The following is a 24,023-nucleotide window of genomic DNA, read 5'->3' on the forward strand; positions in this document are numbered from 1 at the left end:
CCCGCGGGAAACGGAAACCGGACGTGTCGGGAGTGAACTCACGGGCACCAACGACCGCCCGCCTTGCCACGTCGTTCCACGCGTCCCGCGATCCCCCACCGCGATGTGGCGAAGCGCGCCCTGGCGTCTATGCCGCGGTGAGGGTGCGGCGGGTGAGGAGCATGGTGCTTACCGGGACGAGGGCGGCGACGCCCATGGCTCCGACGATGGCGGGCAGGGTGTGCGGGAGCCGAGTTGATAGGCCGCTGGCCAATCCCGCTACGCCGAATTGGGTCGCGCCCAGTAGTGCCGCGGCACTCGCGCCGCTGTGCGGGAAAAACTCCAGGTAGTTGGCCTGCAGGTTGGGCGCCACCGCGCCCAGGGCGCCGACCGCGATCATCATCGCGCACATGAAGCCGAGCACCGGCCAGTCACCGAGCGTCGCGATCACCACCAGCAACATGCCGAGCGCCTGCACTGTGGTCGCACCGCGCAGCACGGTGAGCGAGGGCAGGCGCGAGAGCAGCAGGCGGTTGAGCAGGTTGAAGCCGAGCATGGCCACGATGTTGGCCGCGAAGAGCAGCGAGAAATGGCGCGCCGATTGGCCGAAGTGTTCCTGGTAGATGAACGAGGCGTGGGTGATGAAAAGCATCAGCACGGAGAAGCCCGCCGCCTGCCAGAGCACGAAGGGCAGGGCGCGTTTTTCGCGCAGCACGTTGAGGTAACGTTGCAACATGCCGGTGGTGCCGGGCGCCACGGCGCGCTTGGGCGTTTGGCGAAAGATGACGCGCTTCGCGACCGGGATGAGGAAGAGCGCGTAGGCGGCGAGGAAGAAGAAGATCCAGCGCCAACTGGCGACCTCGAGGATGGCGCTGCCGACGCTCGGCGCGATGCCAGGGGCGACGATCATGATGAGGCCGATGAGGGAAAAGAGTTTGGCGGCGTCCTGCCCCGAGACGCGGTCCCGCACCAGCGCTGGCACCGACACCAGCACCCAACCGGCGCCAAAGGCCTGCACAGCGCGACCGATGAGCAGCAACGCCATGTTGCCCGCAAAACCCACCACGAGCGCGGCGACCAGATAGAGCGCGAGGCCGCCCAGCAGCACGGTGCGGCGACCGAAGTGATCCGACAGAGCGCCGCCGATCAACTGGCTGAACGAGAGCGTGAAAATATACACCGAGATGCTCAGCGAGATGTCGGCCACACTGACCTCCAAGGCGCCGGCCATTTGCGGAAAGGCTGGCAGGTAGGTGTCGACCGAGAACGGCCCCAACATAAGCGTCAGGGCCAGGGCGATCGTCAGACTGAACGGAACGTGCGACTTGGACATGCGGAGGGTCCAAGTCAGGCCGCAAAACGGGAAAGGCAAACCTCCGGGTGATTTCCGGGCACCGGTGGGACGAACGGTCCGAAAGACCGGTTCAGGGCACGTGTTTTGGCAATGTCGGTTCGTCTGCCAAAGTGTCTTTTCCCGGTAGAGCCGACCGCGGCGGAACGGGCCACGGATCACACGGATGTGGGTCTTTGTCGGCGGGGCGTGCCTGCCAGTCGCCGCTTTGGCGCGATGCGATCCCGCGTCCGCCGGATGGTCGCCCCGGGGCCACGCTTTCACCTCCGGTTCAAGCGCAGCTACTCCCTGGCATCGGGGCCTTTCTATCCGTGCGGATCCGTGGAATCCGTGGCGAAGAACGCGTTTTACGGCATGGCGTAAACTTCGACCAAGGCCACGCCGGCGGTGTTGTCCTTGCCGCTGATGAGAATGGTGTAGGCTCCGCCGGGCAGTTCGGTGAGCAGCACCGAATCGCGCGAATCGTTGGCGAGAGGGAAGGCGCCGACCTGGGCGGCGGCGGCTGTGATGGCGCTCACGTTGTTGCCGACGCCCCAGTCGTCATTGGTCGCGAGCGTGGCGGAGGAAGCGCCGTCGACACGCACGATCGACATGACGGGATCGGCGAGCGCGCCGCCGACGTTGAAGTCCGTCAAGGTCGGGCCGATGGCGCGGATGAGCAGGCGTTGGGTGCCGCTGCCGTTGAGCACGAGACCGGGCACGAGCACTTCGTCGCCGGTGCCCACGTAGGCGCGGGTGGAGAGGTTGGTGAGGGCGCTGCCGGGGGACGGCGGGGTGAGGTCGAAAAACTCCAACAAGGCCACGCCGGTTGCATCGTCGACGCCGGCGGCCTCGGCGGTGTAGCGACCGGGTTCCAGGGTGACGAGCAGGGCGGCGTCTTTGCCGCCGGTCTGCAGGCCAAAGGCGCCGGCCGAGGCGGTGGCGTTGGTGAGGGCGGTCAGGTCGGCGACGTCGCCCCAATTGTCGTTGGCGGCGATGGGTTGTTGTTGGTCGTCGAAGATGGTGAGCGTTGGGTCGGCCAGCGTGCCGCGCACGTTGTAGGGCGCCTCGCTGAGGGTGGGGCCGACGGCGCGGATGAGAAAGGTGCGGGGGGCGTTGCCACCGACCACGAAGCCGGGCGTCACGACTTGGGCGCCGGTGCCGACGCGGGCGCGGGTGGAGAGGTTGGCGGGCGCGAGATCCGTGCCGGCGGAGGCGGCGATGAGGTTGACGGTGGAGGTGCCGATGACGGTGCCGTTGGCGAGAGCGGTCAGGGTGATCGGCGTGATGGCGGCGGTGCCGGCGGGCGGGGTGCCGGTGAGGATGCCGGTGGTGGCGTCGAGGCTCGCCCAGGTCGGCAGGTTGGCGGCGGCGTAGGTGTCGGCAGTCGCGCCGGACAGGGGGAGCGGTCCCCAAGCCCCGGCGGTGCCGATGGTGAACGGAGCCCAGGAGAAGGCGGGCGCGAGGTTGGCGAGTGGTTCCTCTTCAACGATTTCGCCGGGCGAGCCGGTCACGTTGCCGTCGCCGTCGAAGGTGAGTTGGTAATCGAGCGTGCGGCCGCTCCAGAAGTGGAAGGTGAGGTCGACGGTGGTGTTGGTGGTCTCGGCGAAGAAGGCCGGAGTGAGCGTGATCGTGCCCGCGTCGTAGGCGGGGCGGTAGGTGGCGTTGTATTCCTTGTAGGAGGTCCAGCTTTGCGGGCCGGCATTGCCGCCGCTGGCGTAGACCGCCTGCATGGTGGCGACGAGGTCGCCGCGGAAATCGGTCGGGATGGTGAGGCCGTTGGCTTTGATGCCGGTGGCGGCGGAGAGCGCCGGGGTGCTGAGGTAACGCACGTGGAAGGTCCAATCGGGTCCGGCGTCGAAGCGGGCGACGAGGGTGGCCTTCTCGCCGTAGGTGCCGGCGGCGTAGGCGGCGAGGGTGCCGGCCTTCACGGTGAGGGTGTTGCCGCTGACGGTGTAGTCGTCGTCGGGCGTGAGGGTGGTGTCGCCGGCGTGCAGCGAGACGAATTGGTTGCCGTTGAGATTGAGAGTGATGGGGGTGTCGACCACCGGCGCGCCGCGGCGGAGCAGGATGAGGTCGGTGGCGGCGGTGCTGGAGCGGCCGGTGAGGCTGTGCTTGATAATTGAATACAGCACCGGGTCGCGCCAGGTGAGGGTGGCGCGGTTGAAGTGTTGGCCGTTGTCCCACCACATGTGGGTGATGTTTTGGGTGCGGGCGTAGGCGGTGAAGTGTTCGAAGAACTTAAGCATCTCGCCGCGCTCGACGGCGCCGGAGTCGTTGTCGAAGGCGAGCAGACCGTATTCGCCGAACACGACCGGGACGCCTTGGGCGACGAAGGTGTCGTGGGTGCGGTCGATCGCGCCCTCGAGGTCGGCCTGCGTCTCGGCGTCGAAGGTGGTGGTGCCGGCTACGTTCACGCTGAAGGGCCAGAAGCCGTAGTAGTGCACGGTGGCGATGAGGTTGGGGTCATCGAGGGTTTCGATGGTGCTGGCGAGCGAGTCGAGGAAGGGTTGCTCGGACTTGGTGACCACGGTGGGCAGGACCAGCGGGCGGGTGACGTTGCCGCCGCCGGAGGCGCGCACGAGGGTGTGGAACTCGGTATTCAGCTCGGCCAGCAAGGTGCGCGACTGCTCGTCGCTCATGTTCTCGAAAACGGGCTCGTTGATGCTCTCGAACATGAGCTCGGCCGGGTGGTTGGCGAAGCGGGTGCTGAGCTGGGTCCAGAGGGCGCGGTAGCGGGCGAGCACGGTCTCGCGCTCGGTGGGCATCTTTTCCACCCACTGCCAGGAGTCGTGGTGGAGGTTGAGCATGACGTGCAGGTTGGCGGCGAGGGCCCAGTCGACGATCTGTTCCACGCGGTCGAGCCAGGCGGCGTTGATGGTGTAGTCGGGCGCCGGACCGGTGTGGTCGGTCCACGTCACCGGAATCCGGATACTGTTAAAACCCTCGGCGGCAATGGCCTGAATGAGCTCCTCGGTGACAAGCGGATTGCCCCAGGAGGTTTCGGTGGGAATGGCGTCGAGCGTATTGCCGAGGTTCCAGCCGGGCTGCATCTCATCGACGTAGGTCTGGATGCTGGTGGATTGGGCTGACAGCGTGGAAAGGAACGCGGCCGAGCAAAGCAACACGGCGGCGCAGCGCCGCACGAAGCGCGAGAGGGGGAGGAGGGTCATGGCGAGGGTTTGTGGGTCAGCGGGACGAATCGAACCGCACACGGCAACTCAACGTCGATATAACGTTAAATCAAACTTTAGCGGACGCTTTCTCGCAGACCGGGCGTGGTCGCTACGGCTATTCGACATGAATGCGAGCGTGGACGGACGGTGGGCGTTCCCATTGGCCCCAGGAACCGGGCCAGTCGATGGGGCGGCCGGCGAAACCCACGTCGCCATCAGGGCCGCCGCGGAAGGCGGCGCGGACCCGCACCAGGATGTCGACTCCGGCGCTTTGAGCGGGGGCGGCAAAAACGTAGTGCACCTGCGGTTCGCCGGGTTGGGCGTAGTGGTTGAGGGTCCAGGTTTCGCCGCCATCGAGGGAGCATTCGACTTGGAAAAATTCGATCCACTCGGCGGGGGCATGCACCGTCTCAGCTTCGATCGTGATGTGGGCGGTCTCGCCGGCGCGCACAAAGACAGGGGCGGCGATGGTGAGTGTGCGGTCAGGCGGTGGGGGCGGGGTGCGGAAGACCAGCGCCAGCAAGCCGCCCAGAGCCAGGGTAAAGAGGAGGATGGCAGGCGCGGTGGGTTTCATGAAGCAGGCTCGCGCTGGACCACAGCGGGCATCGGGGAGGGAAGCAAGGACGGGGCGGCGGGGTCGGGAAATGAAATGAGTTGTCTGATGTGGCGACTGCCGACGTGTTGAAGGCGATGCGACGATGCGGGAGTTATGAGCGTTTCTAGTCTGGTGGGCGTAATAGCGACCGGCGGTGGCGCCGTGACGGCCCCTCTGGCCGGAGCGGTGAGTGTGCTGCTGGTGCTGTTGCCGGGGCTGGCGTTGTCGCTGCTCACCCGGCCGGCGCATGCGGTGGAGCGGCTGGCGCACAGCGTGATCCTGTCATGCTTGGTTGGATACGTTTCATTCTGGGTTTACCTGCAGGACTTTGCGTGGGGACGTTGGTTCACGATGGGGGTGCTGGGCGTGAGTGCACTGGCGTTGGGCGTCGCTGCGGTGGTGGCGCGGGCGAAGATATTTGAGGCGGAGTTGCTGCGGGTGCTGGGCATCGTGTTGGCGACGGTGGTGGTGTATCTCAGCGTGCTTAACCTGGTATCCTTCGACGGTTCACAAGGGCAGTTGGCGAATACGTTTTTTTTCCCGCAGTGGAACGACAACACGGTGCAGGATTCGGCGGCGGCTCAGCTCTTTGCCGGGCAGTCGATGGAGAAGGTGGAAGGGTGGCGGCTGAGTGAGCGGCCGCCCTTGCAGGCGGGCTTCCTGGTGATGTCGGGCGTGCCGTTTTTCGGCTCTTCGCTGTGGCTGCAGGCGGCGGGGGTGGCGGTGAATTCGCTGTGGGTGATCGCGCTGGCTTATGTCGGTTTGATGGCCGGGCTGACGCGGCGGGCGCTGGGCCGTGTGCTGTGGTTGGCGGTGTTGGTGGGTTTTTTATTCAACAGCAGTGTTTACGTCTGGCCCAAGCTGCTGGCGGGCACGTTGGTCGTGCTGGGTGCGGCCTATTGGTGGTATGCCGGCACGGGAGCAGCGATGGGCGGTCGCTTGTGGCTCGGCATTGTGGCGTGGGGTGGTGCGTGGTTTGCGCATCCGGCGACTGGTTTCGCGGTGGGCCTGGCGGTCGCGTGTGGCGCGGTGGTGGGCTGGCGGATGATCCGGCAACGGCCGCCGCACCGCGTTTGGACGCTGGCGGTGTTGGCACTCACCTTGGCGTGGATGTTGGTGCCGTGGAGCCTTTACAAGAGCCGTCAGCCGACGGCAGAGAACGTGTTGCTGCACTACCATCTCGGTGGGGTCTTTGACGGGCAGACTGATGGATCGGTGGCCGATACCATTGTCGCGTCCTATCAGCAGCGCTCGGTCGGTGAAGTGATGGCGCGCAAATGGAACAACCTGCGCACGCTGCTCCTCCCGTGGGGCGACTACGGCGAAGGGGCGATCGAATGGCGGCGCCGCGACTACTACCACCTGAGCGCGGCGCTCGGGGTGTTGAACGTCGGTTGGCTGGTTTGGCTGGCGCACGGAGTGGCGAGGTGGCGGAGGCGCCGAACGCCGGCGGCGGACGAAATGGAAACGGTTCCGCGGATGGGACCACCGTTCATTGGTGCACTGTTGGTGCTCGGGGTCTGGGTGCTGTTGGAGTTCGGGGCGTTGGCACCAGAGATCGCGGTGTGGCTGGAGCACGATTTTGGGCCGCCGCTTGCGCTGACGATTTTGCACCAAGGTTCCTACGCGCCCTACCTGTTGCTCGTGTTGGTGGCCGCGGCTTGGGTCGCTCAACTCCCGGACTGGGCGTGGCGCACGGTGGCCGGCCTGCACCTCGCGGTGTTTGGCTGGTTTTATGGACTCACGCCGCGAGCGCTGGATGGCGCCGGCGGCGTGAATATCGCAGTGGTCCTCACGCTGGGGGCAGGTCTGGCGGGACTCTGCCTCGCGTGTCTGGGCCGGTGGTCAGAGCCGCCTCACTCTTCGAGCGCGTCGAGCACGATGCCGGGGGTGAGGAGCTCGGGGAGGACGACCGGGTCGGGTTCGCCGGGTTTGTAGATCAGGTTGAATGGGACGGCGCTCCGGTTCCACTTGGCGAGCTCGGCGGTGATGGCCGGATCGCGGTTGGTCCAGTCGGCTTTGAGCGTGAGCACGTTGGCGTCACGGAAGGTTTCCTTCACGTCCTCGGAGTTGAAAACGAGCTTCTTGTTGGCCTGGCAGGTGGCGCACCAGCGAGCGGTGAAATCGACGTAGACGGGGCGGCCTTCGGCGCGGGCGGCGGCGATGGCTTCGGGGCTCCACTTTTCCCACACGACGTCGTTGGGGGCGGGGGGCTTGGGCCAGCCGAAGGCGGTGCCGGCGCCGAGCAGGAGCAGGCCGGCGGCGATGCCGATGCGGCGGCGCGTGGCCTTAGCGCCGGGAGCGGCGTAGCGGCCGTAGAACCAGACGCCAAAGGCGATGAGGGTGAGGCCAAAGATGGCGTTGAGCGCGCCGCCTTCGGTGGTCTGACCAATCAGAACCCAGACAAGGTATCCAACGGTCGCATACAGCGGGAAGGCCATGGCCTGCTTGAAGGTCTCCATCCAGGCGCCCGGGCGCGGCAGCACTTTGACCGCGCCGGGGAAGAGGGAGAGCAGCAGGTAGGGCAGGCTCAGGCCGACGGCGATGACGGTGAAGATCAGGAACGACTCGGCGACGGAAACGGCCAGCGCGGCGCCGAGGGCGGGCGCGAGGAAGGGAGCGCTGCAGGGCGTGGCGACGACGGTGGCGAGCACGCCGGTGAAGAAGGTGCCGGTGAGTCCGTCCTTGGACTGGAGCTTGGCACCGACACCGGTGGCGCTGAGGCCGAACTCAAACACGCCGCTCATCGCGAGCGCGAAGATGAGCATGACGGCGGCGAGCACGAAGATGAAGGCGGGCGACTGGAGTTGGAATCCCCAGCCGAGTTGGTCACCGCCGGCGCGGAGCACGGCGAGCAGGCCGGCCAGCGCCCAGAAGGAGGCGAGCACGCCGAGGGCGAACACCCAGCCATGCATGGCGACCTTGCGGCGGTCGGCGCCGGCTTGGTTGACGAAGCCGAGGATCTTGATGCCGAGCACCGGGAAGACGCAGGGCATAAGGTTGAGAATGAGGCCGCCCACGAAGGCGAGGGCGAGCGTGCCGATGAGGTTGGTCGAACCGGCGGCGGGCGCAGCATCGGCGGAGGTCGCCGTGCCGTCGGCCGTGGTGGCAGTGGCGGGAGCCGCGCCGAAAGCGACATCGACGGCGAGACCCTGCAGGTTGCGATCGCCGACCCAGGCGTTGTCCTGGCGGAGCACGCCCATGAGACGGTCGCCGTCGCCCATGTAGTATTCGGAGACGGGCAGGGTGACGGTGAGAGTGCCGTCGGCAAAGGTGTGCGATTGCGGCAGGTCAAACTGCACGAGCGCGTCGCTGGCGAAGAACCACGGGTTGGTCGGTTCGGCGTCGAGGCCGCTGACGGTGAGGGTGACCGCGGTGGCGCTCTTGCTGGCGGAGACTTGGAGATCGGTCGGCAGGACCGGGAGCGTGTTGATCGTGGCGCGCACCTCGTCGCCGTGGTCGGCGTGTGGCTGGCGCGGGGTGTTGGCGTCGACGACCGGCAGGGTGAGTGCGAAGGGCGCGTCGCCCGGAATGCAGACGTCGGCACACATGAGCCAGTCGGCGTGGCCCTGGAGGGTGACTTCGGTGCCGGGCGTGAGGTCGGCGGGCGGGGTGAGTGTCACCGGAAGGTAGGTGACGTTTTCGTAGCCATTGCCGGTGATGGTGCCGTGGGAATCGCGGATTATGCTGGGTGTGGGCCATTGGATTTCGCCGGCGGTCCAGCCCTCGGGCAGTTGCCACTCGATGGAGGTCGGGTAGCCGGTGCCGGCATTGATCCAGTAGGAATGCCAATGGGATTCGTGTTCGAGGCGCAGGGCGACGGTGATGGGTTCGCCGGGACGCACGGCGGCGTCGGCCGAGGCGAGCGAGGCCTCAACTTGGGCGAAGGCGACCTGGGTGAGCAGGAGGCTGGCGAGCACCGCGCTGAGTTTGCGGAGGAAATTCATGATACGTGCAGACTGGTGAAAGGGGGGAGAGGCGCAACCGGCGCGGATTGTTCCCGGGAAAGGTCGATCGGTATCCGTTTAGCCGGTGACGTCGTGATGAAACAGGCGGGTGGAGTAATAACGTTCGGCGCGGTCGCAGAGGATGGTGGCGACCTGGGCTTGTGGGCCGAGTTCGTGGGCGAGGTGCAGGGCGGCGCAGAGGTTGGCGCCCGAGGAGGTGCCGACGAGCAGGCCGAATTCGCGAGCGAGGCGCTGGGTCATGGCGAGGGCGTCGGCGCTGCTGACCTTGCATTTGCGATCGATCGGCGCCTCGCGCACCAGCGGCGGCACGTAGCCACCGGCGATGCCTTCAATGGCGTGACAACAGGGCAACTCGCCAGCAAGCATGGCGGCTTCGGACGGCTCCATCGCGACGACGAGGGTGTCGGCGTGGGCGGCTTTCAAGGCGCGACCGCAACCGGTGATGGTGCCGCCGGTGCCGTAGCCGGACACGAAGGCATCGACGCGGCCGCCGGGAATCTGGCGCAGGATTTCCGGGCCCGTGGTTTCCTCGTGGTCCTGCGCGTTGAGGGGGTTCTCAAACTGGCAGGGCAGGAAATAACGCGGATCGGCGGCGGCCATCTCGCGGGAGAGCGCGATGCCCGTGCCGTAACCATCGGTGGTGGTGAAGAGCTGGATCGACGCGCCGAAGTGGCCGATGAGGTGGCGACGTTCCACGCTGGCCGATTCGCTCATGAGGATCTTCACGGCGTAGCCCTTGGCGGCGCCCACCATGGCGAGCGCGATGCCGGTATTGCCGGAGGTGCACTCGAGAATGATCGAACCAGGATGCAGCAGCCCGCGCTTCTCGGCATCGTTGATGATGTGCAGCGCGAGACGGTCTTTGATGGAGCCCGACGGATTCAGATACTCGGCCTTGGCGTAGATGGTTATCCCCTCGGCAGCGAAGTGCAGCGGCAACAGGGGCGTATTGCCGATAAGATTGAGCACGGGCGAAGAGGCCGCGGCGGAGCGGGAGGCGGACGCGTAGGGCATGGCGAAGGGAAGGTGAGCCTTCATTATTGGAACTGGCGGGTGGTCTTCCAAGCCTCGCGATCGGTGAAGGTGGCGGGCACGGCGGACTCGGTGTGGTTTTCGCCGGAGAGCAGCACGAGGCGCTCGCGTTTGCCGGGGCCGCTCAGAACGTTCGTCAACAGGCTGACGAGTTCGGGCTGGGTGAGCTCCTCGAGGGCGGCGAGGGTGGCGGCGCGGCGTTCCCAGTCTTCGTCGTAGGTGAAGGCGAGGCTGAAGAAGCGGCCGGCTTTTTCGGCGAGACTCTTGTCCTTGGCTTCGAGGTTGGAGCGGGCGCCGGAAATGAGGGTGGCGAACGCCTCGGGGGAGAGCTCAGCCAACTGCGCGGGCAGCGTGGCAATGAAGGTCTCGGCGCGCTCCCGCAGGGCGTCGGGGTCGTGGGTGCTGGATTGGATCACGAAGTAGAGCGAGCGGGTCTGGCGGGAGCTGCTGCTGCCGGCGCCGACGATGTAACCCAGTTGCTGGCTGGTGCGCAGCTCGTTGAAGAAGGGCTGGGCGATGAAATTGCCGAGCACGGTGGCGGCGGCGCGCTGGCGGGCGTCGGCGCCAGGCAGGAAGAGCTGGGTGCTGAACACGGAATTCACGCCCGCCGTGGTGTCGACATCGGCGATCACTTCACCGGGCTCCTGCAGAAGCTCGCGGGGCCGGCGTAGTTTATCCTCGGATACGGCGGCGAAGTCCAAGCCGTCGCGCAGCTCCCGCGATGTGGTCAGCGCGGTCTCGGGGGCGACGTGGCCGTGCACGATACCTTCGAGCGTGCCGGCGGCAAAAAACGCTTCGGCGACGGCGGCAACCTCGTCCCATGTGGCGGCTTCGGCGGTCGGCAGGAGTTGGTCGGGCAGAAAGTTGTAGGCGTTGCTCCAGGCGCTGCGGCGGGCGTTGGCGAGTTGGAAGGCTTCGGTCTGCGGGAAGCTGCGCAGCGTGCGCAGGTAACCTTCCTTGAGGGCGGCGAAACGTTCGGGGGTGGGCGCGATGTGCGGCAGCAAGTCCACGGTTTCGCGGGCGAAGCGCAGTGCGGAGTCGCCGAAGCCGGTCACGGTGAGGTCGAAGCCGGTGGCGGAGACGCCGACATTGAAGCTCAGACCCGCGCGAGCGGCTTCATCGGCGGTGGCGTTGAGCGCGTCGCCGAGGCTGGCCTCGAAGAGGGCGAGCAGGGCGGTTTCGCGTGGACTGATCGCGGCGCCGGCCGGCACGAAGCGGAAGCGCAGGCTGGTTTGCGGACGTTGAAACTCGAGGTCGGGCGCGTAGAAGAGGGTGAGGCCGGGCTCGCGGGTGAGCAGGGTGGGGCGTTCGACGAGGAGGCTGGGAGCGGCCGGCACGTAGGGATTGGCGCGGGGGAGGGCAAAGGTGCCGTCGGCCGGGTCGCGGGCGTCGAGCAGGCGCTGGTAGGCCGGGCCGGTGTCCTCAGAATATGAATACGCGGTGCCGTAGAACTCCTCGGTGCGGTCGGTGGGGACGCCCTTGGCGGTGAACACGGCGATCAGGTTGTCGGGCGTGAGCTGGTTGAGGATGTTGCGGTAGTCGGCTTCGTCCGGCGCGACCCAGACGTGGGGCACGCGTTCGGCGACGGCGAGTGGGTAGAACAGCGCCTGGTTGGCGAGAGCGGTGGCGAGGCGGGCGCCTTCGCCGCGGTCGTTGTAGGTCTCGTTGAGGGCGGCGATGCGGGCGGTCTCCTCCCAGAGGGTGGTGGGGAATTCGCTGTGCTGGAGGAAGTCGATGTAGCCGAAGATGAGGTCGAGGACGCGGGGGAGATCCGCGGCGCCTTCCGGCGTGAGCGACACGCTGAGGCTGAGGGAACTGTAGTCGGCCGTGCGGTCCCAAATGCCGCCGCCGGCATTGAGGGCGAGACCGGCTTCTTTGAGGGCGTGTTCGAGTCCGCCGGCGCTGGAGTGTGAGAACAGGCGGGCGATCAGTGCATCGTTCTTGGCCCCGAAGTTGGTGCGGGTGGCGGTGAGCGGAAACTGGAGTTGCAGGGCGCGCACCTCGCGCACGGGTTCGACCTGCGCGAGACGGAAAGCGGCCAGGCGTGGTTGGTAGGTGGCGGTGTGGTGCAGGGGGCCGAGTTCGCGATTGGGGATGGCGGAAAAGTGGCGACGCGCCATGGCCTCGAGTTCGGTGAGCGGGGCGGCGCCGGTGATGGCGAGCGCCATGCGGTCGGCGCTGTAGTAAGCGTTGAAGAAGGCGCGCACGGTGGCGGAGTCGGCGTGGGCGAGCGTGTCCTTGTTGCCGGCCGTGAAGCGGGACTCAGGCGAGTCGGGGGCGTAGAGTTCGCGCATGACATTGTAGATGCGGCGGCCGTCGTTCTGGACGTGGCGCATGACCTCGTTGTGCACCGCGTTGACTTCACGCTCGGTGAAGGTGGGGGTGAAGAGCGGGGCGATGAAAAACTGGGCGAAACGGTCGAGGGTGTCGTCGAGCGCCTCGTGGCGGACTTCAAACTGGTAGTTGGTGTGGTCGGAGGAGGTATAGGCGTTGGTGTAACCGCCGTTGTTTTTCACGAAGGTGCCGTATTCGCCCTCGTCGGGAAATTTTTCGGTGCCGAGGAAGAGCATGTGCTCGGTGAAGTGGGCGAGGCCGGTGGCTTCGAGTGGGTCCTCCAGCTGGCCGACATGAACGGCGAGCGCAGCAGCGGATTTGTTGAAGGAGGGATCGCTCACCAGCAGCACGCGCAGGCCGTTGTCCAACACGAGTCGGCCAAAGGTTGCCTGATCGGTCGGGGCGACTTCGCGCGGCGGCAAGTCTGTCGGCCGGGCGGTGGCGTGGGTGGCGGTGGCGGTGGCGAGTGCGGCCAGGAAGGTGCCGGCCAGCAGAGAGAGGCGAAGGAGTCGGGTCATGGATGAAACGAAGGCGAGTGAGGGTGAGTGGCGCAGGCGCCTAGTTTTGGGACGAACGAGGGGCGGAAAACCCTACGTCAAAGGCGTCGATTGGCGGAAAAAGCTGAGTGGAAAGGTAACGGTCGGCCCGATCACAGAGGACGGTGGCGACCTGAGCGGCAGGCCCGAGCTCACGGGCGACACGCAGAGCCGCGATGATGTTGGCGCCGCTGGAAGGTCCGACGAAGAGGCCATAATCACGGGCGAGGCGGCGGGCGGCGGCGAAGGCTTCCGCACTGTCGACGCGTTCGGTGCGATCGAGGCGAGCTTGGCGGAGCAGGGGCGGTTGAAAGCCGCCAGTGAAACCTTCGATCAGTTCACAGCAGGGCAGCTCGGCAAGGGTGCCGTGGCCTCCCACCGCTTCGACCGCGACGAGTTGGCAATCGGGATTGGGCTCGCGCAGCGCGGCGCCGCAACCAGCGAGCGTGCCACCGGTCCCGTAGCCGGCGACAAAGGCATCGACCTGACCGTGCGGAATTTGCGCGAGGATTTCGGGGCCGGTGTGGGTGGCGTGGTCGGCGACGTTGCGCGGGTTTTCGAATTGGCGGGGCAGGTAGGTGTGTTCCGGGTCGGTGGCGGCCATTTGTTCGGCGAGAGCGATGCCGCTGAGGTAGCCCTGGTTGGCGCGAAAGAGGGTGAGCTCGGCGCCGAGGTGGCGGATGAGATGGCAACGTTCCGCGCTGGCGGAGTCACTCATGAGAATGTGCACCTTGATGCCGAGCCGGGCGCCGAGGGTGGCGAGCGCGATGCCGGTGTTACCGCTGCTTACTTCGACGACGCGGAGGTCGGGGGACGGGGCGCGCGTCCGTAACAGATCATTGAATACAGTCGCGGCGAGACGGTCTTTGATGGAGCCGGAGGGCAGCAGATATTCCGCCTTGGCGTAGAGCGTGACGCCTTCCGCCGAGAAGGGCAGCGCCAGCAGCGGCGTGGGGCCGGGCGAGGGCAGTGGCGGCGGGCGGTGGGAGGATGCGGAGGGTCTAAACATGGACGGTCGTCGCGGACATGAGTGCCCGGGGAAACGACCGTGCGTCGTGACTCTGCCGAGTCAGGTTAACTTTAGTTAGGTGTTGCTCCCGCCCCGCTACGGGCGGCGGCGGCGCGATCAGCGCAGGGCGATGATCAACTGGGCGCGGCTGCCGACTCGCAGCTTCTGGTAAATGCCGCTGATCTGCACGCGGATGCTGCCTTCGGTTTTGTGCAGCTGTTGGGCGATGATTTTGTTGGGCAGGCCTTCACAAATGAGCGTGGCGATTTCGCGTTCGGCGGGGGTAAGTTGCGCCAGCAATTGGCGACGATTGCTTTGGCCGTCACTGCCGACGGCGGCCTCTTTCAGCCGCACCACAAAAACCGGTTGCTCCATGCCGCCGCGGTTGTCTTTGCGCATGGTGATGGCGGCTTCGATTTCGCCGTGAGGCGCGACCACTTCGCTCGTGCGGGGAGCGGGGACGGCATTGGGCGAAATTTCCTGACCAGAGGTGAGCAGGGACATTTTCAACTCTTCGCAGGCGCCGGTGATTTCGGGCGGCAAAGCGAAAACGGCTTGCGAGTTGTAGCGACGCGCCTCGGTGGCGCCGAAGTTCCACACCGCACAAAGGCGGGAGGCTTCGATGCTGGTGTAAATGACATGCAGGTTCCAATCGAGGAAGAGCACGGCATCGGGTTGAGCGCGGTAAAACGACTCCAGCAGCACGCGCGTGCGGCGCTCGCCTTCGTAGGCATCGAGGCGTGCCAAGGCGGCGTCGATGTGGGGATGCAGAGAGTGCAGGCGGGCGAGTTCGTCCGGGGAAAAATCGCTTTGGTCGGATCGGCGGCGCAGGGCGAACGACGTGGTCACTTCGCCAGCGTTCCAGAAAAGCAGGTGAGCCGAGTAGCGCCAGCCGAGCGGTTGCATGTAGCGTTGGTAATAACGCGTTTGCGGAATCTTGCGCGGGTCCGCCATCAGCTGCGAATGGCTGTAGGCCGGCACGCCGGGGCGGGCATCGAGGAAGGGTTGGAAAAAACTGCGCCCTTCGCCGGCGACAACACCTTGCATGTGGGAGTCGTCGGGCACGCGGGAGTTGGCCGAGGTGAAGCGGCGGGTGGTGGATTCCTTGCGCCAGTCGGTGTAGCCCTGCGACATCACCATGCTGTCGTGCGGCACCAGATCCTCGAAGAGCGACTGCAGGCTTTTCCACAAAGCGTTGATGCCCAGAGCGCGGTTCACTTCCAACACCGCCTGCTGCTCGGCGGCTTGCAGCGCGCGGGCGGGAGGGAGTTCGGGACAGTAGGTGGTTTCGGACATGTCGTGTTTTTGCGAATACAAGCAGGAAGCAAACCAACGCCGCTGAGGTCGGTCTTAACGTTTGTTAGATTGAGTCGTGCGTTGCCCCTTCCCATCGGTCGGGTCATGGCCAAGCCGACCTATCGCACACTTCTCACCGCAGCGACCCTTGCGGTGTTTTCACCCGGCGCTCTATTGCGAGCGCAATCCACTCCCACCCCAACTTCATCCGACGCGGACACCACCGCCGCAGAGGTCATGGAGTTGCAACAAATGGAAGTAACCGGTTCCCGGTTGCGTTCCCTCGTGGGTGAACAACCCGCCGTGCCGGTGCTCAGTATCAATAACGAAGAACTGGTGCGCCGCGGCGTGACCCGGCTGGCCGATGTGCGCTGGGCGATTCCGCAATTGGGCGTGTCACAAGGTTTTAATGACAATCTCGTCAATGGCGGCCCGTCCCGCGCGCAGATGTCGAGCACGACCTTCGATCTGCGCGGCCTCGGCGGCAACTCGACGCTGGTGTTGGTCAATGGCCGTCGCATCCCCCACTCCGGCCAGGCCTTCCCGGGCGGCGCCGGTGGTCGCGAGGACTTTAATGTGGATGGTCTGCCGATTTCCGCGATCGAGCGCATCGACGTCCTGCCGCAAGGTGCTGGCGCCATCTACGGTGCCGACGCCATCGCCGGCGTGGTCAACCTCGTGCTGAAGAAAAACTACTCCGGCGGAGAGATTGATTTCACCTACGACGACACCTTCAGCACCGACGTCGCCAACTTCACGACGAGTCTCACGGCAGGTTTCACGCAGGACAAATTGACGACGTTCTTCACCGTAAGTCGCTCCACCCAAAACGCCCTCGGCGCGCGTGACCGCTACTTCACCGCCAATGCCGCACCGTCGGTTTACAGCCCGCTGGAAGGCGCGACCTTGAGCATGGAGCGCTACCCCGCCACGGCGACGTCGCCGGTCCCGGGCTTCGGCACACCGGTGGTGGCGTTGCCCGCCGGCACCACGGGCACCGACTACACGACCGGTGATCTGACGGATGGCTCCGATATGCCGCTCTACCGCACGAGCGACTACTCACAGCTGATCAACGAATCCGACACGACCAGCGTCTCCGGTCGCATCAACTACCGCGTGAACAATCTCTTCGAACCTTACGCCGAGGTGCGTTGGTCGCGGATGAGCTTTGATTACGTCGGCACGCCGTTGACCTTCCTCAACCAGTTGCCCGTCGGTTACATCGGCAATCCTTTCGATGTGCCGGTTTACCTCAGCAAAACGTTTTATGACATCCGCCCGCAGGTGGAGTCGTCGCAGGAGAACTCCGCCATCGTGCTCGGCACGCGCGGTAACCTGCCCGCCGGCTGGACCTACGACCTGAGCTACACCTGGACGCGCAATCAGGTCTGGGACAATGCCATCAACAACGGCTTCAACTACGCGGCGCTCACCGCGGCTTTGGCCGAGACCGATCCGAGTCGTCAGATCAACTTCGCCTACGACTCCGCCACGATGGAGAACCCGAATGGTCAGTCCCTGATCGATCTGCTCTCGACCACGCTGCACGAAGACACCTCCGATCTCTACTCCGCGCTATTCAGTGCGAGTGGCCCGATCTGGGAAGGTTGGGCGGGTGATGTGCAACTCGCCGTCGGCGGCGAGTCGCAGCGCGAGGAAGTGGAGTTTTTCCTGAGCCCGGCGCTTTCCTACGCCCTGCAGGATCCGTTCACCCGAACGATCAATGCGGCCTTTGCGGAAGTTGCCGTGCCCTTGCTGGGCGAGGCGCAGGACCTGCCGTTGGTGCATCGTTTGGAAGTGCGCGGCGCGATTCGTCACGAGGACTTCTCCGACATCGGCGGGCATGCCAGCCCGAGCGTGAGCGTGTTGTTCCAGCCGGTGGAGTGGATGACCCTGCGCGCCAACCGCAGTGAAGGCTTCAAGGCGCCCAAGCTCTACGACCTGTTGAGCCCCTACTACGACACCACCACCAACATCCTCGAACGCTACGGTTACTACGATCCTTACCGCGGCAACGAAGCGGTGTTCGGCACCTACGACCTGAGCACGGGTGGCCAACCCGGCCTGCAACCGGAAACCTCCGTCTCCTACAACGCCGGGATCGTCATCGACGTCCCGGGCATCGAAGGCCTCTCGCTCTCCGCCGACTGGTGGGAAACCGAGTTCGATGATCGCGTTGGCTCCGCGAGCTATCAGGTGTTGTTCGAATACTTCCCGGAGCGCATTACCCGTGGTCCGCGTCTGGCGACCGATCCGGCAGACTGGCTCGGCCCGATCACCGGCATCGACAGCAGCTCGATCAACCTCTCGTGGGTGCGCGCCACGGGCATGGACTTCTCCATGACCTACCACCGCATGACCGGCTGGGGCGAGTTCCTCGCGCACGCCACCTACACCAAGCAGGATCCGCAGGAGCAGCAAGCCACCCCGGGTTCGTCGCTCAGCTACCGCTACTTCCCGGAACGCCTGAGCGGCTCACTCGCCTGGATCAAGGGTCCGTGGGAGGCCGGCGTATCGGTCAACTACCAGGGCACCTACACGCCCTACGGTCCGACCAACACCACTTGGATCTACCCGTCCCTGATCGAGTGGAACCCGCGCGTCGCCTATCAGTTTGGCCGTGACCCGAGCGCTGGCTTCTTCAGCAGCCTGCTCAGCGACACCAAGCTGTCGCTCACCGTGATCAACGCGCTCAACAACAAGCCCGGCCCGGCCGCGCTCGCCAGCAATCGCTACGTGAACGACCCGCGTCTGAGCCGCTACGTGCTTAGTTTGAACAAAAAGTTCTGATCCGCGGTCACCCGCTGTCGGCTCGCTGTTGTCCGCACCGCCAAACGCGCGGTGCGGACTTCCCGCGGAGCTCCTTCGTCTTTTCTCCCTCCTTGCCGTTTCGGCCTTTGCCCATGTCTCCCTCTTTGCTCTCCCGTTCTCTTTTTTCCCGTCTGTTGCCGGCGGCGCTCCTGGCCTGCGCCGTCGCGCTGCGGGCGCAGGACGAACCCTCCTCCAATGATCCCGCGCAGGAAGCCGCGTGGGCCGAAGTGCAGGCCATCATGACGCGGCCCTCTTCCTTCGCCGACAAACCGCGTGATGAACTCACGCCTGCGGACCGGCGGCTGGGTATGCGGGAGTCGGATCAGCGCAGTCAGGACCTGGAAGCCGCCATCGATGCCTACGTCGCGACCTATCCGGATGATCCCCGCCGGTTGAATGTTTTCGTGATGCTGTCGTATCAGCCTCCTCACTACATCACCGGATTCACCTCGGCGGATGATGAAAATCCGACGTGGGGGAGTCTCGAGGGCGACGAGGTCAAGGCGGCGGCCTTTGCCGAACGCCAATGGCAGCGCATCGACGAAGTGCTGGCTTCGTCCGACGCCACCGAGCGCGAAATCGGGGGAGCCTTCTACAGCCGCTACGTGGATACCCGCAGCGTTTTTCTGGACGATCGCACCGAGGAGAACCGGCAACGCTTCCTCGACGTGGCCGCCGCGATGATGGACCGCCTGCCCGATGCCGCCGGCCGCCTGGTGCGCGAGCACACGGGTTTTCTGCAGGAGTATGGCACCGAGGCCGAACAGGCCGCGTTTTTTGCCCGGCTTGAATCCAGCGAGGACCCCGAGGTGCAGCGCATGCTGGCGGAGGCCAAGGGCGACTACAGTCGTTTCGACGGCATCGCCGAGACCGCCTTCACCGCCGCCGATGGCCGTGAAGTCGACCTGACCAAGATGCGCGGCAAAGTGGTGTTGATCGACTTCTGGGCAACGTGGTGCGGTCCCTGTATCGCCGAGATTCCCAATCTCGTGGCCAACTACGCCAAATACCACGACCAGGGTTTTGAGATCGTGGGGATCACGCTGGAAAACTCCGGGGTGCGCAGTGGTTTCGACGATCCCGCCAACGCCCCCAAGCTGGCGGCCGCCAAGGCTCGCATGCTCGCCTTTGCGGACAAGCGTGAGATGCCCTGGCCGCAATATTTTGACGGCAAGTTCTGGCAGAACGATCTCGCCCAGCGTTACGGCATCAACGCCATCCCGGCCATGGTGCTGATCGGTCCCGACGGCGAAGTTGCCTCGATCGAGGCCCGCGGACCCGAGCTCGAGCGCCAGATCAAGCGCCTGCTCAAACTTTAACCGGTAGCGGCGGGTCCGTGCGCTGTCGCCGGCGTTGTATCAAGCAACGCATTACGGAGGATGTTCATGTCCTTCCGCTGCCGTTTCCCTTTCAGCTGTAGTTGTTGTTGGGCCCGGGTAGCCCGTTGCGGGGCCCGGGCCTGTTTGGCTCCTGAGCAGCCGGTGCGTTTTCCCCTTGGCAGGTAGCCGGGCTTGGTGCCTGTAACTGGGCCGTTATGATGATGGGTTCTCCCGGGATACGGATCGCAATGTGGTCGGGGCCGCGGAACATCTCCACGGCGTTGATGCGCAGCTTCGGAGCGCGCGCGGATTGCGCGGTGACCGACGAGCCGTTCTACGCCCACTACCTGCAGGCCACCGGCATCGTGCATCCGGGCCGCGAGGAGATCATCGCCTCGCAATCCACCGATGCGACCGAGGTCGCGACCTGGCTGAGCGGTCCGCCGCCGGAAGGGAAGGCGGTGTGGTATCAAAAACACATGACGCATCACCACTTGCCGGGCATGCCGACGGACTGGTGGGAGACCGTGCGCCACGCCTTTCTCATTCGCGAACCGGCCGACATGCTCACCTCGTTGCTTGAGGTGTTGCCGCAACCCGACCTCGAAGCCACCGGCCTGCCGGGGCAGCGACGTATCTACGATTCCATTACAGCCCGCCAAGGCGGTGTGCCGCCACCGGTGATCGATTCGCGCGATGTGTTGCGCAACCCGGCGGGCGTGTTGCGCGCCCTGTGCGAGCGCCTCGGTATTGCGTGGGATCCGGCCATGCTGCAATGGGCGCCGGGCCCGCGGCCAACCGACGGCGTGTGGGCGCGGCATTGGTATCGCAACGTCGAGGCCTCGACCGGGTTTGCGCCCTACCGGCCGAAGGACGCAGTGGTGCCGGACGGCTACCGCTCCGTGTTGGCCGAAGCCGAGGACCTGTATGCCGAGATGGCGCAGCATCGGCTGCAGGTGCCCGACGTATCCTGAATTTCTCCCGCCATGCTCCAGCCCTACTACGAAAAGAACGCCAACCTCATCGTGAACCTCAACGGTCGCCTCGTGCACCGTGATGAGGCGGGGGTGTCGCCCTTTGATTCGGCGGTGCAGAACGGCGACGCGGTGTGGGAAGGGCTGCGGCTTTACGCGGGGCGGGTTTTTCGGCTGCAGGCGCACCTCGACCGCCTGCGACGCTCGGCGGAACTGCTGCAGTATGCCGGTTACCCCGACGATGAGACGCTGGTGCGGGAACTCGTGCGCACCTTCGAAGCCAACGGTATGTTCGACCACGTGCATGTGCGCCTGACGGTGAGCCGCGGACTCAAATACACCTCCGGCCTCGACCCGCGCATCAACACGCGGGGGTGTTCGTTCTTCATCCTGCCGGAGTGGAAGCCGCCGGTCTACGATAAGTCCGGCATCACCCTCGCCACGGCCCAGCACCGGCGACCGCCGCCCAACGTGCTCAACCAGCACATTCACTCCTGCAACCAACTCACCAGCATCCTGGCCAAGCTCGAGGCCAATGCGGCGGGCGTCGATGATGCGCTCATGCTCGATCTGCAGGGCAACCTGGCCGAGACCAACGCTACCCACGTTTTCGGTGGGCGCGGCGACACGCTCCATACCTCGACCACCGTGGCATGTCCGGAGGGTATCACGCGCAGCACGGTGCTGGAGCTTTGCCGCACGCACGACATCCCGCACGAGGTGCGCGACATCCCGCGGGCGGAGTTGGACGAGATGGACGAACTGTTCGTGACGGGAACGATGGGTGAACTCGTGCCGGTGGTGCGGCTCGATGGACGCACCTTCAAGCCCGGGCCGCTCTATGCTCGCCTGAGCGAACTGTTCGCCGGCGAGGTCGCGCGGTCGGCCGATCCGCTACTGGTGGAAACACGCTGATCGCCCGTCGACCCTTTTGCTGAACGCCATGGCTCAACCTGTATCCACTTCGTCCCGACGCCGCGATCCGCGCCCGCGCACCTGGCGTGACCTTTGCCTGGTGGTGCTCGGCTCACTCATCGTCGCGCTGGGCTTCAACCTGCTGCTGCGTGCGGGCGGCATCGCGCCGGGTGGTGTGCCCGGAGCGTCGTTGGTGCTGCAGCGATTGAGTGGGATCGAGCCGGCGATCTGGCAGGCGTTGCTCAATGGCGCGCTGCTCATCTTCGGTGGTCTCATGCTGGGGCGCGGGTTTCTGGTGCGTTGCGCGCTGGGCTCGGCATTGGTGCCGACCTTCGTGGCGCTCACGCGCGAGCTGCCGCCGCTCACACAGACGCCGTTGTTGGCCGCGATCTGTGGTGGGGTGACGGTGGGAATCGGCATTGGTCTCGTCTTCCTCGGGCGCGGCTCGGTGGGCGGCTTCAGCACGGTGGCGATCGTCTTGCACCGCAAGTGGGGCTGGGCGGTGGATCGCTCCATCATGGCGCTCGACGGGGTGGTGATTGCGGCGGCAGCGTTTGTGTTTCCGACGGAGCAGGCGCTGTGTGCGATCGTGGCGGCGGCCTTGCTCAGTCGCACGGTGCGCCGGGTGTTGAGTGGCGGTGATCACGCCAAACTTGCCCTCATCGTGACCTCGCAACCGGCGGCGGTGGCCGATGCGGTGCTGCACGAGATCGACCTCGGTCTCACGCGCCTGAGCGGCGAGGGTGGCTACACTCGAGAGGCGCGCGACATACTCATGGTGGTGATGCGCCCGAGCGACACGCCACGACTAAAGCGGGTGATCAAGCAGCACGACCCGCGGGCCTTTTTGACCCTCACCGACGCCAGCGAAGTGCTGGGCTACGGCTTCAAGATGCACGAGTAGGCAAGCGGGGCGGAAAACGCTTTGACGTGCGACTTCGGGGTTTCCGTTAGTTGAACGCTGGAAATTATTTTTGACCCTTGCTCAAGGTCGGTTGGCGACCCCTGTTGGCATGGCGCTGGCTCCCGGGTGAGCTGGTTCCGCGCCTCCTTGATGACTCCGTCCGACTCGAAACAGGCCCAGTGGTTTTCCCGTGAAGTGCTGGTGCATGAAGCCGCTTTGCGCTCCTTCCTGCGCCGGCGTTACCCGTCCCTGCCCGATATCGATGACTTGGTGCAGGAGAGTTTTTTGCGGGTTTTCAAGGCACACGGCAGTTCCCCGATTCATTCGGTGCGCGCCTTCCTTTACACGACCGCCCGTAACCTCGCGACGGACTATTTCCGCCGACGCCAGGTTGTCGCGATTGAAGGAGTAGCGGAAGTGGAGGACCTGGCCGTCCACCTTGATGAGGTGGAGTCCATTCCGGACACCGTCGCCAAAAACCAGGAAGTCGCCCTTTTGATCCAGGCCATCAAAACCCTCCCGCCGCGCTGCCGCCAGGTGCTGACCTTGCGTAAAATCTACGGCATGTCGCAACGCGACATCGCTGAGCGGCTGGGTATTACCGAGCACACGGTCGAAGCTCACGTGGGGGCCGGCGTGCGCAAATGCGGCGAATATTTGGCAGGGCTGGGTCTCCCCTAAATTCCTCATCGGCAATGTCGCAAAGTTCCTTTCCCTCCGACTCTTCTTCCGCTGATTCCATTGGGTCCGCGGCCGCCGCTTGGGTGGCGCGGCGCGACCGTGGGCTCACCGCGGCCGAAGAAGCTGAACTGACGGCGTGGCTCGAGGCCGATCCGCGTCATCGGGCACGTTATGAAGGTCTCGGCATGTCGTGGGCCTTTCTGGATGGTTTGGCGCAGTGCCGGCCGGAAACGGATGATGAGCCGGATCCCAATCTGTTCATCGAAGACGATGAGTTTTCGCCGGAGAGCGAGGATGAGCGGCCGGTGTCGTGGCGTCGGCGGTGGGGGGCGGTGGCGGGATGGGCGGTTGCGGCCAGTCTGGCGGTATTGCTGACGTGGACGCGCAGCGATTCCGATCAGGAGGTGGCCTCGAGTTTGGAGGCATCTGTCGAGTCCGTGATGGCGGCAACCGAGAACCCGGTGATTGAAGTGTCACCGCCGTGGTCGTTCGAGGCCGCGGAGACGGGGCCTTTGCGGCTGCCGGATGGTTCGCTGGCTGATCTCAATGCCGGAGCGCGGATCGAGGTGGCGTTTACGGCCGCACGCCGAGATGTGCGTCTGCTGGCGGGCGAAGCCCATTTTACCGTGGTCAAGGACGCTCGCCGACCGTTCATCGTCGAGGCAGCCGGAATGCGTATCCGCGCGGTGGGGACAGCGTTCAACGTGCGGCTCTCAGCGGCTCAGGTTGAGGTCCTGGTCACCCATGGCTTGGTGGCGGTGGATGCGCACGACATGCCGACGCAGCCCGACGCCGATCCGCTCGCGGTCAGTCAGGGCGCGCTGCTTTCGGTGGGTGAGCGCGCGCAGGTCAATTTGGCGGGGGCCATACCGGAGACCGTGGTGGAGGTATTGCCAGAAGTGTTGGTGGCGGAGGCACTCGCTTGGCAGCCACCGACCATACGCTTCGAAAATGCGCCGCTGGAAGAGGTGATCGGACTTTTTAACGGCGCCAATGACCGTCAGTTGCGCATCGCCGATCCGAAACTGGCGGCGCTGCGGATCGAAGGCGTTTTTCGTCGCGACAATGTCGATGCGTTTGTGCGTTTGCTGGAAGCAGGTTTTGGCGTGGCGGCGCGGGAAAACACGCTCGGTGTGACCGAGCTGCGGGCGGCCCGTTGAA

16 protein-coding genes are annotated in these 24,023 nt (G+C 65.4%); 8 read left to right on the forward strand and 8 right to left on the reverse strand.

Annotation, left to right across the window (positions count from 1 at the left end):
- Positions 1-127: 127 nt before the first annotated feature.
- From K1X11_RS15660 to K1X11_RS15670, 3 genes are all read right to left on the reverse strand, one after another.
- Complete coding sequence (locus K1X11_RS15660; protein WP_221031180.1) at positions 128-1,312, reverse strand: Bcr/CflA family efflux MFS transporter; 1,185 nt, start codon at positions 1,310-1,312, stop codon at positions 128-130.
- Between the two features lie 365 nt (positions 1,313-1,677).
- Positions 1,678-4,482, reverse strand: coding sequence for a cellulase family glycosylhydrolase (locus tag K1X11_RS15665; protein ID WP_221031181.1), 2,805 nt, complete (start codon positions 4,480-4,482; stop codon positions 1,678-1,680).
- Positions 4,483-4,600: 118 nt separating this feature from the next.
- A complete protein-coding gene (locus K1X11_RS15670; RefSeq protein WP_221031182.1) occupies positions 4,601-5,059 on the reverse strand; it encodes a hypothetical protein in 459 nt (152 codons plus the stop codon).
- Positions 5,060-5,194: 135 nt separating this feature from the next.
- Here K1X11_RS15670 and K1X11_RS15675 point away from each other — a divergent pair, with 135 nt between their 5' ends.
- Positions 5,195-7,018, forward strand: a complete 1,824-nt coding sequence (locus tag K1X11_RS15675; protein WP_221031183.1) for a hypothetical protein — start codon at positions 5,195-5,197, stop codon at positions 7,016-7,018.
- On the opposite strand, the gene K1X11_RS15680 is transcribed toward K1X11_RS15675, so the two are convergent.
- From K1X11_RS15680 to K1X11_RS15700, 5 genes are all read right to left on the reverse strand, one after another.
- Positions 6,937-9,027, reverse strand: a complete 2,091-nt coding sequence (locus tag K1X11_RS15680) for a protein-disulfide reductase DsbD family protein (protein WP_221031184.1) — start codon at positions 9,025-9,027, stop codon at positions 6,937-6,939. The two genes, K1X11_RS15675 and K1X11_RS15680, sit on opposite strands and share 82 nt — an antisense overlap.
- Before the next feature lie 78 nt (positions 9,028-9,105).
- On the reverse strand, positions 9,106-10,062 hold the full coding sequence (locus K1X11_RS15685; RefSeq protein WP_221031185.1) for a PLP-dependent cysteine synthase family protein: 957 nt from the start codon (positions 10,060-10,062) through the stop codon (positions 9,106-9,108).
- A 23-nt stretch (positions 10,063-10,085) separates the two neighbouring features.
- Positions 10,086-12,932, reverse strand: a complete 2,847-nt coding sequence (locus tag K1X11_RS15690) for an insulinase family protein (RefSeq protein WP_221031186.1) — start codon at positions 12,930-12,932, stop codon at positions 10,086-10,088.
- 40 nt (positions 12,933-12,972) lie between these two features.
- Positions 12,973-13,959: a PLP-dependent cysteine synthase family protein gene (locus K1X11_RS15695; RefSeq protein WP_221031187.1), complete on the reverse strand. Its 987-nt coding sequence runs from the start codon at positions 13,957-13,959 to the stop codon at positions 12,973-12,975.
- 117 nt (positions 13,960-14,076) lie between these two features.
- Complete coding sequence (locus K1X11_RS15700; protein ID WP_221031188.1) at positions 14,077-15,255, reverse strand: helix-turn-helix transcriptional regulator; 1,179 nt, start codon at positions 15,253-15,255, stop codon at positions 14,077-14,079.
- A 105-nt stretch (positions 15,256-15,360) separates the two neighbouring features.
- Here K1X11_RS15700 and K1X11_RS15705 point away from each other — a divergent pair, with 105 nt between their 5' ends.
- The 7 genes from K1X11_RS15705 to K1X11_RS15735 all read left to right on the forward strand — a co-directional run bounded on the left by K1X11_RS15705 (position 15,361) and on the right by K1X11_RS15735 (position 24,022).
- Complete coding sequence (locus K1X11_RS15705; RefSeq protein ID WP_221031189.1) at positions 15,361-18,048, forward strand: TonB-dependent receptor plug domain-containing protein; 2,688 nt, start codon at positions 15,361-15,363, stop codon at positions 18,046-18,048.
- A gap of 113 nt (positions 18,049-18,161) precedes the next feature.
- A complete protein-coding gene (locus tag K1X11_RS15710) occupies positions 18,162-19,388 on the forward strand; it encodes a TlpA family protein disulfide reductase (RefSeq protein WP_221031190.1) in 1,227 nt (408 codons plus the stop codon).
- Positions 19,389-19,609: 221 nt separating this feature from the next.
- Complete coding sequence (locus K1X11_RS15715) at positions 19,610-20,362, forward strand: sulfotransferase-like domain-containing protein (protein ID WP_484460793.1); 753 nt, start codon at positions 19,610-19,612, stop codon at positions 20,360-20,362.
- 12 nt (positions 20,363-20,374) lie between these two features.
- Positions 20,375-21,277 (forward strand): aminotransferase class IV, encoded by a 903-nt coding sequence (locus K1X11_RS15720; RefSeq protein ID WP_221031192.1) that lies wholly within the window; start codon positions 20,375-20,377, stop codon positions 21,275-21,277.
- Positions 21,278-21,305: 28 nt separating this feature from the next.
- On the forward strand, positions 21,306-22,181 hold the full coding sequence (locus K1X11_RS15725; RefSeq protein WP_221031193.1) for a YitT family protein: 876 nt from the start codon (positions 21,306-21,308) through the stop codon (positions 22,179-22,181).
- Between the two features lie 150 nt (positions 22,182-22,331).
- Entirely contained in the window at positions 22,332-22,862 is a 531-nt protein-coding gene (locus K1X11_RS15730; protein ID WP_221031194.1) for an RNA polymerase sigma factor, read from the forward strand.
- 14 nt (positions 22,863-22,876) lie between these two features.
- Positions 22,877-24,022, forward strand: coding sequence for a FecR family protein (locus K1X11_RS15735; protein WP_221031195.1), 1,146 nt, complete (start codon positions 22,877-22,879; stop codon positions 24,020-24,022).
- The last annotated feature ends 1 nt before the right edge of the window (position 24,023 follow it).

Source organism: Actomonas aquatica (assembly GCF_019679435.2).
GTDB lineage: Bacteria > Verrucomicrobiota > Verrucomicrobiia > Opitutales > Opitutaceae > Actomonas > Actomonas aquatica.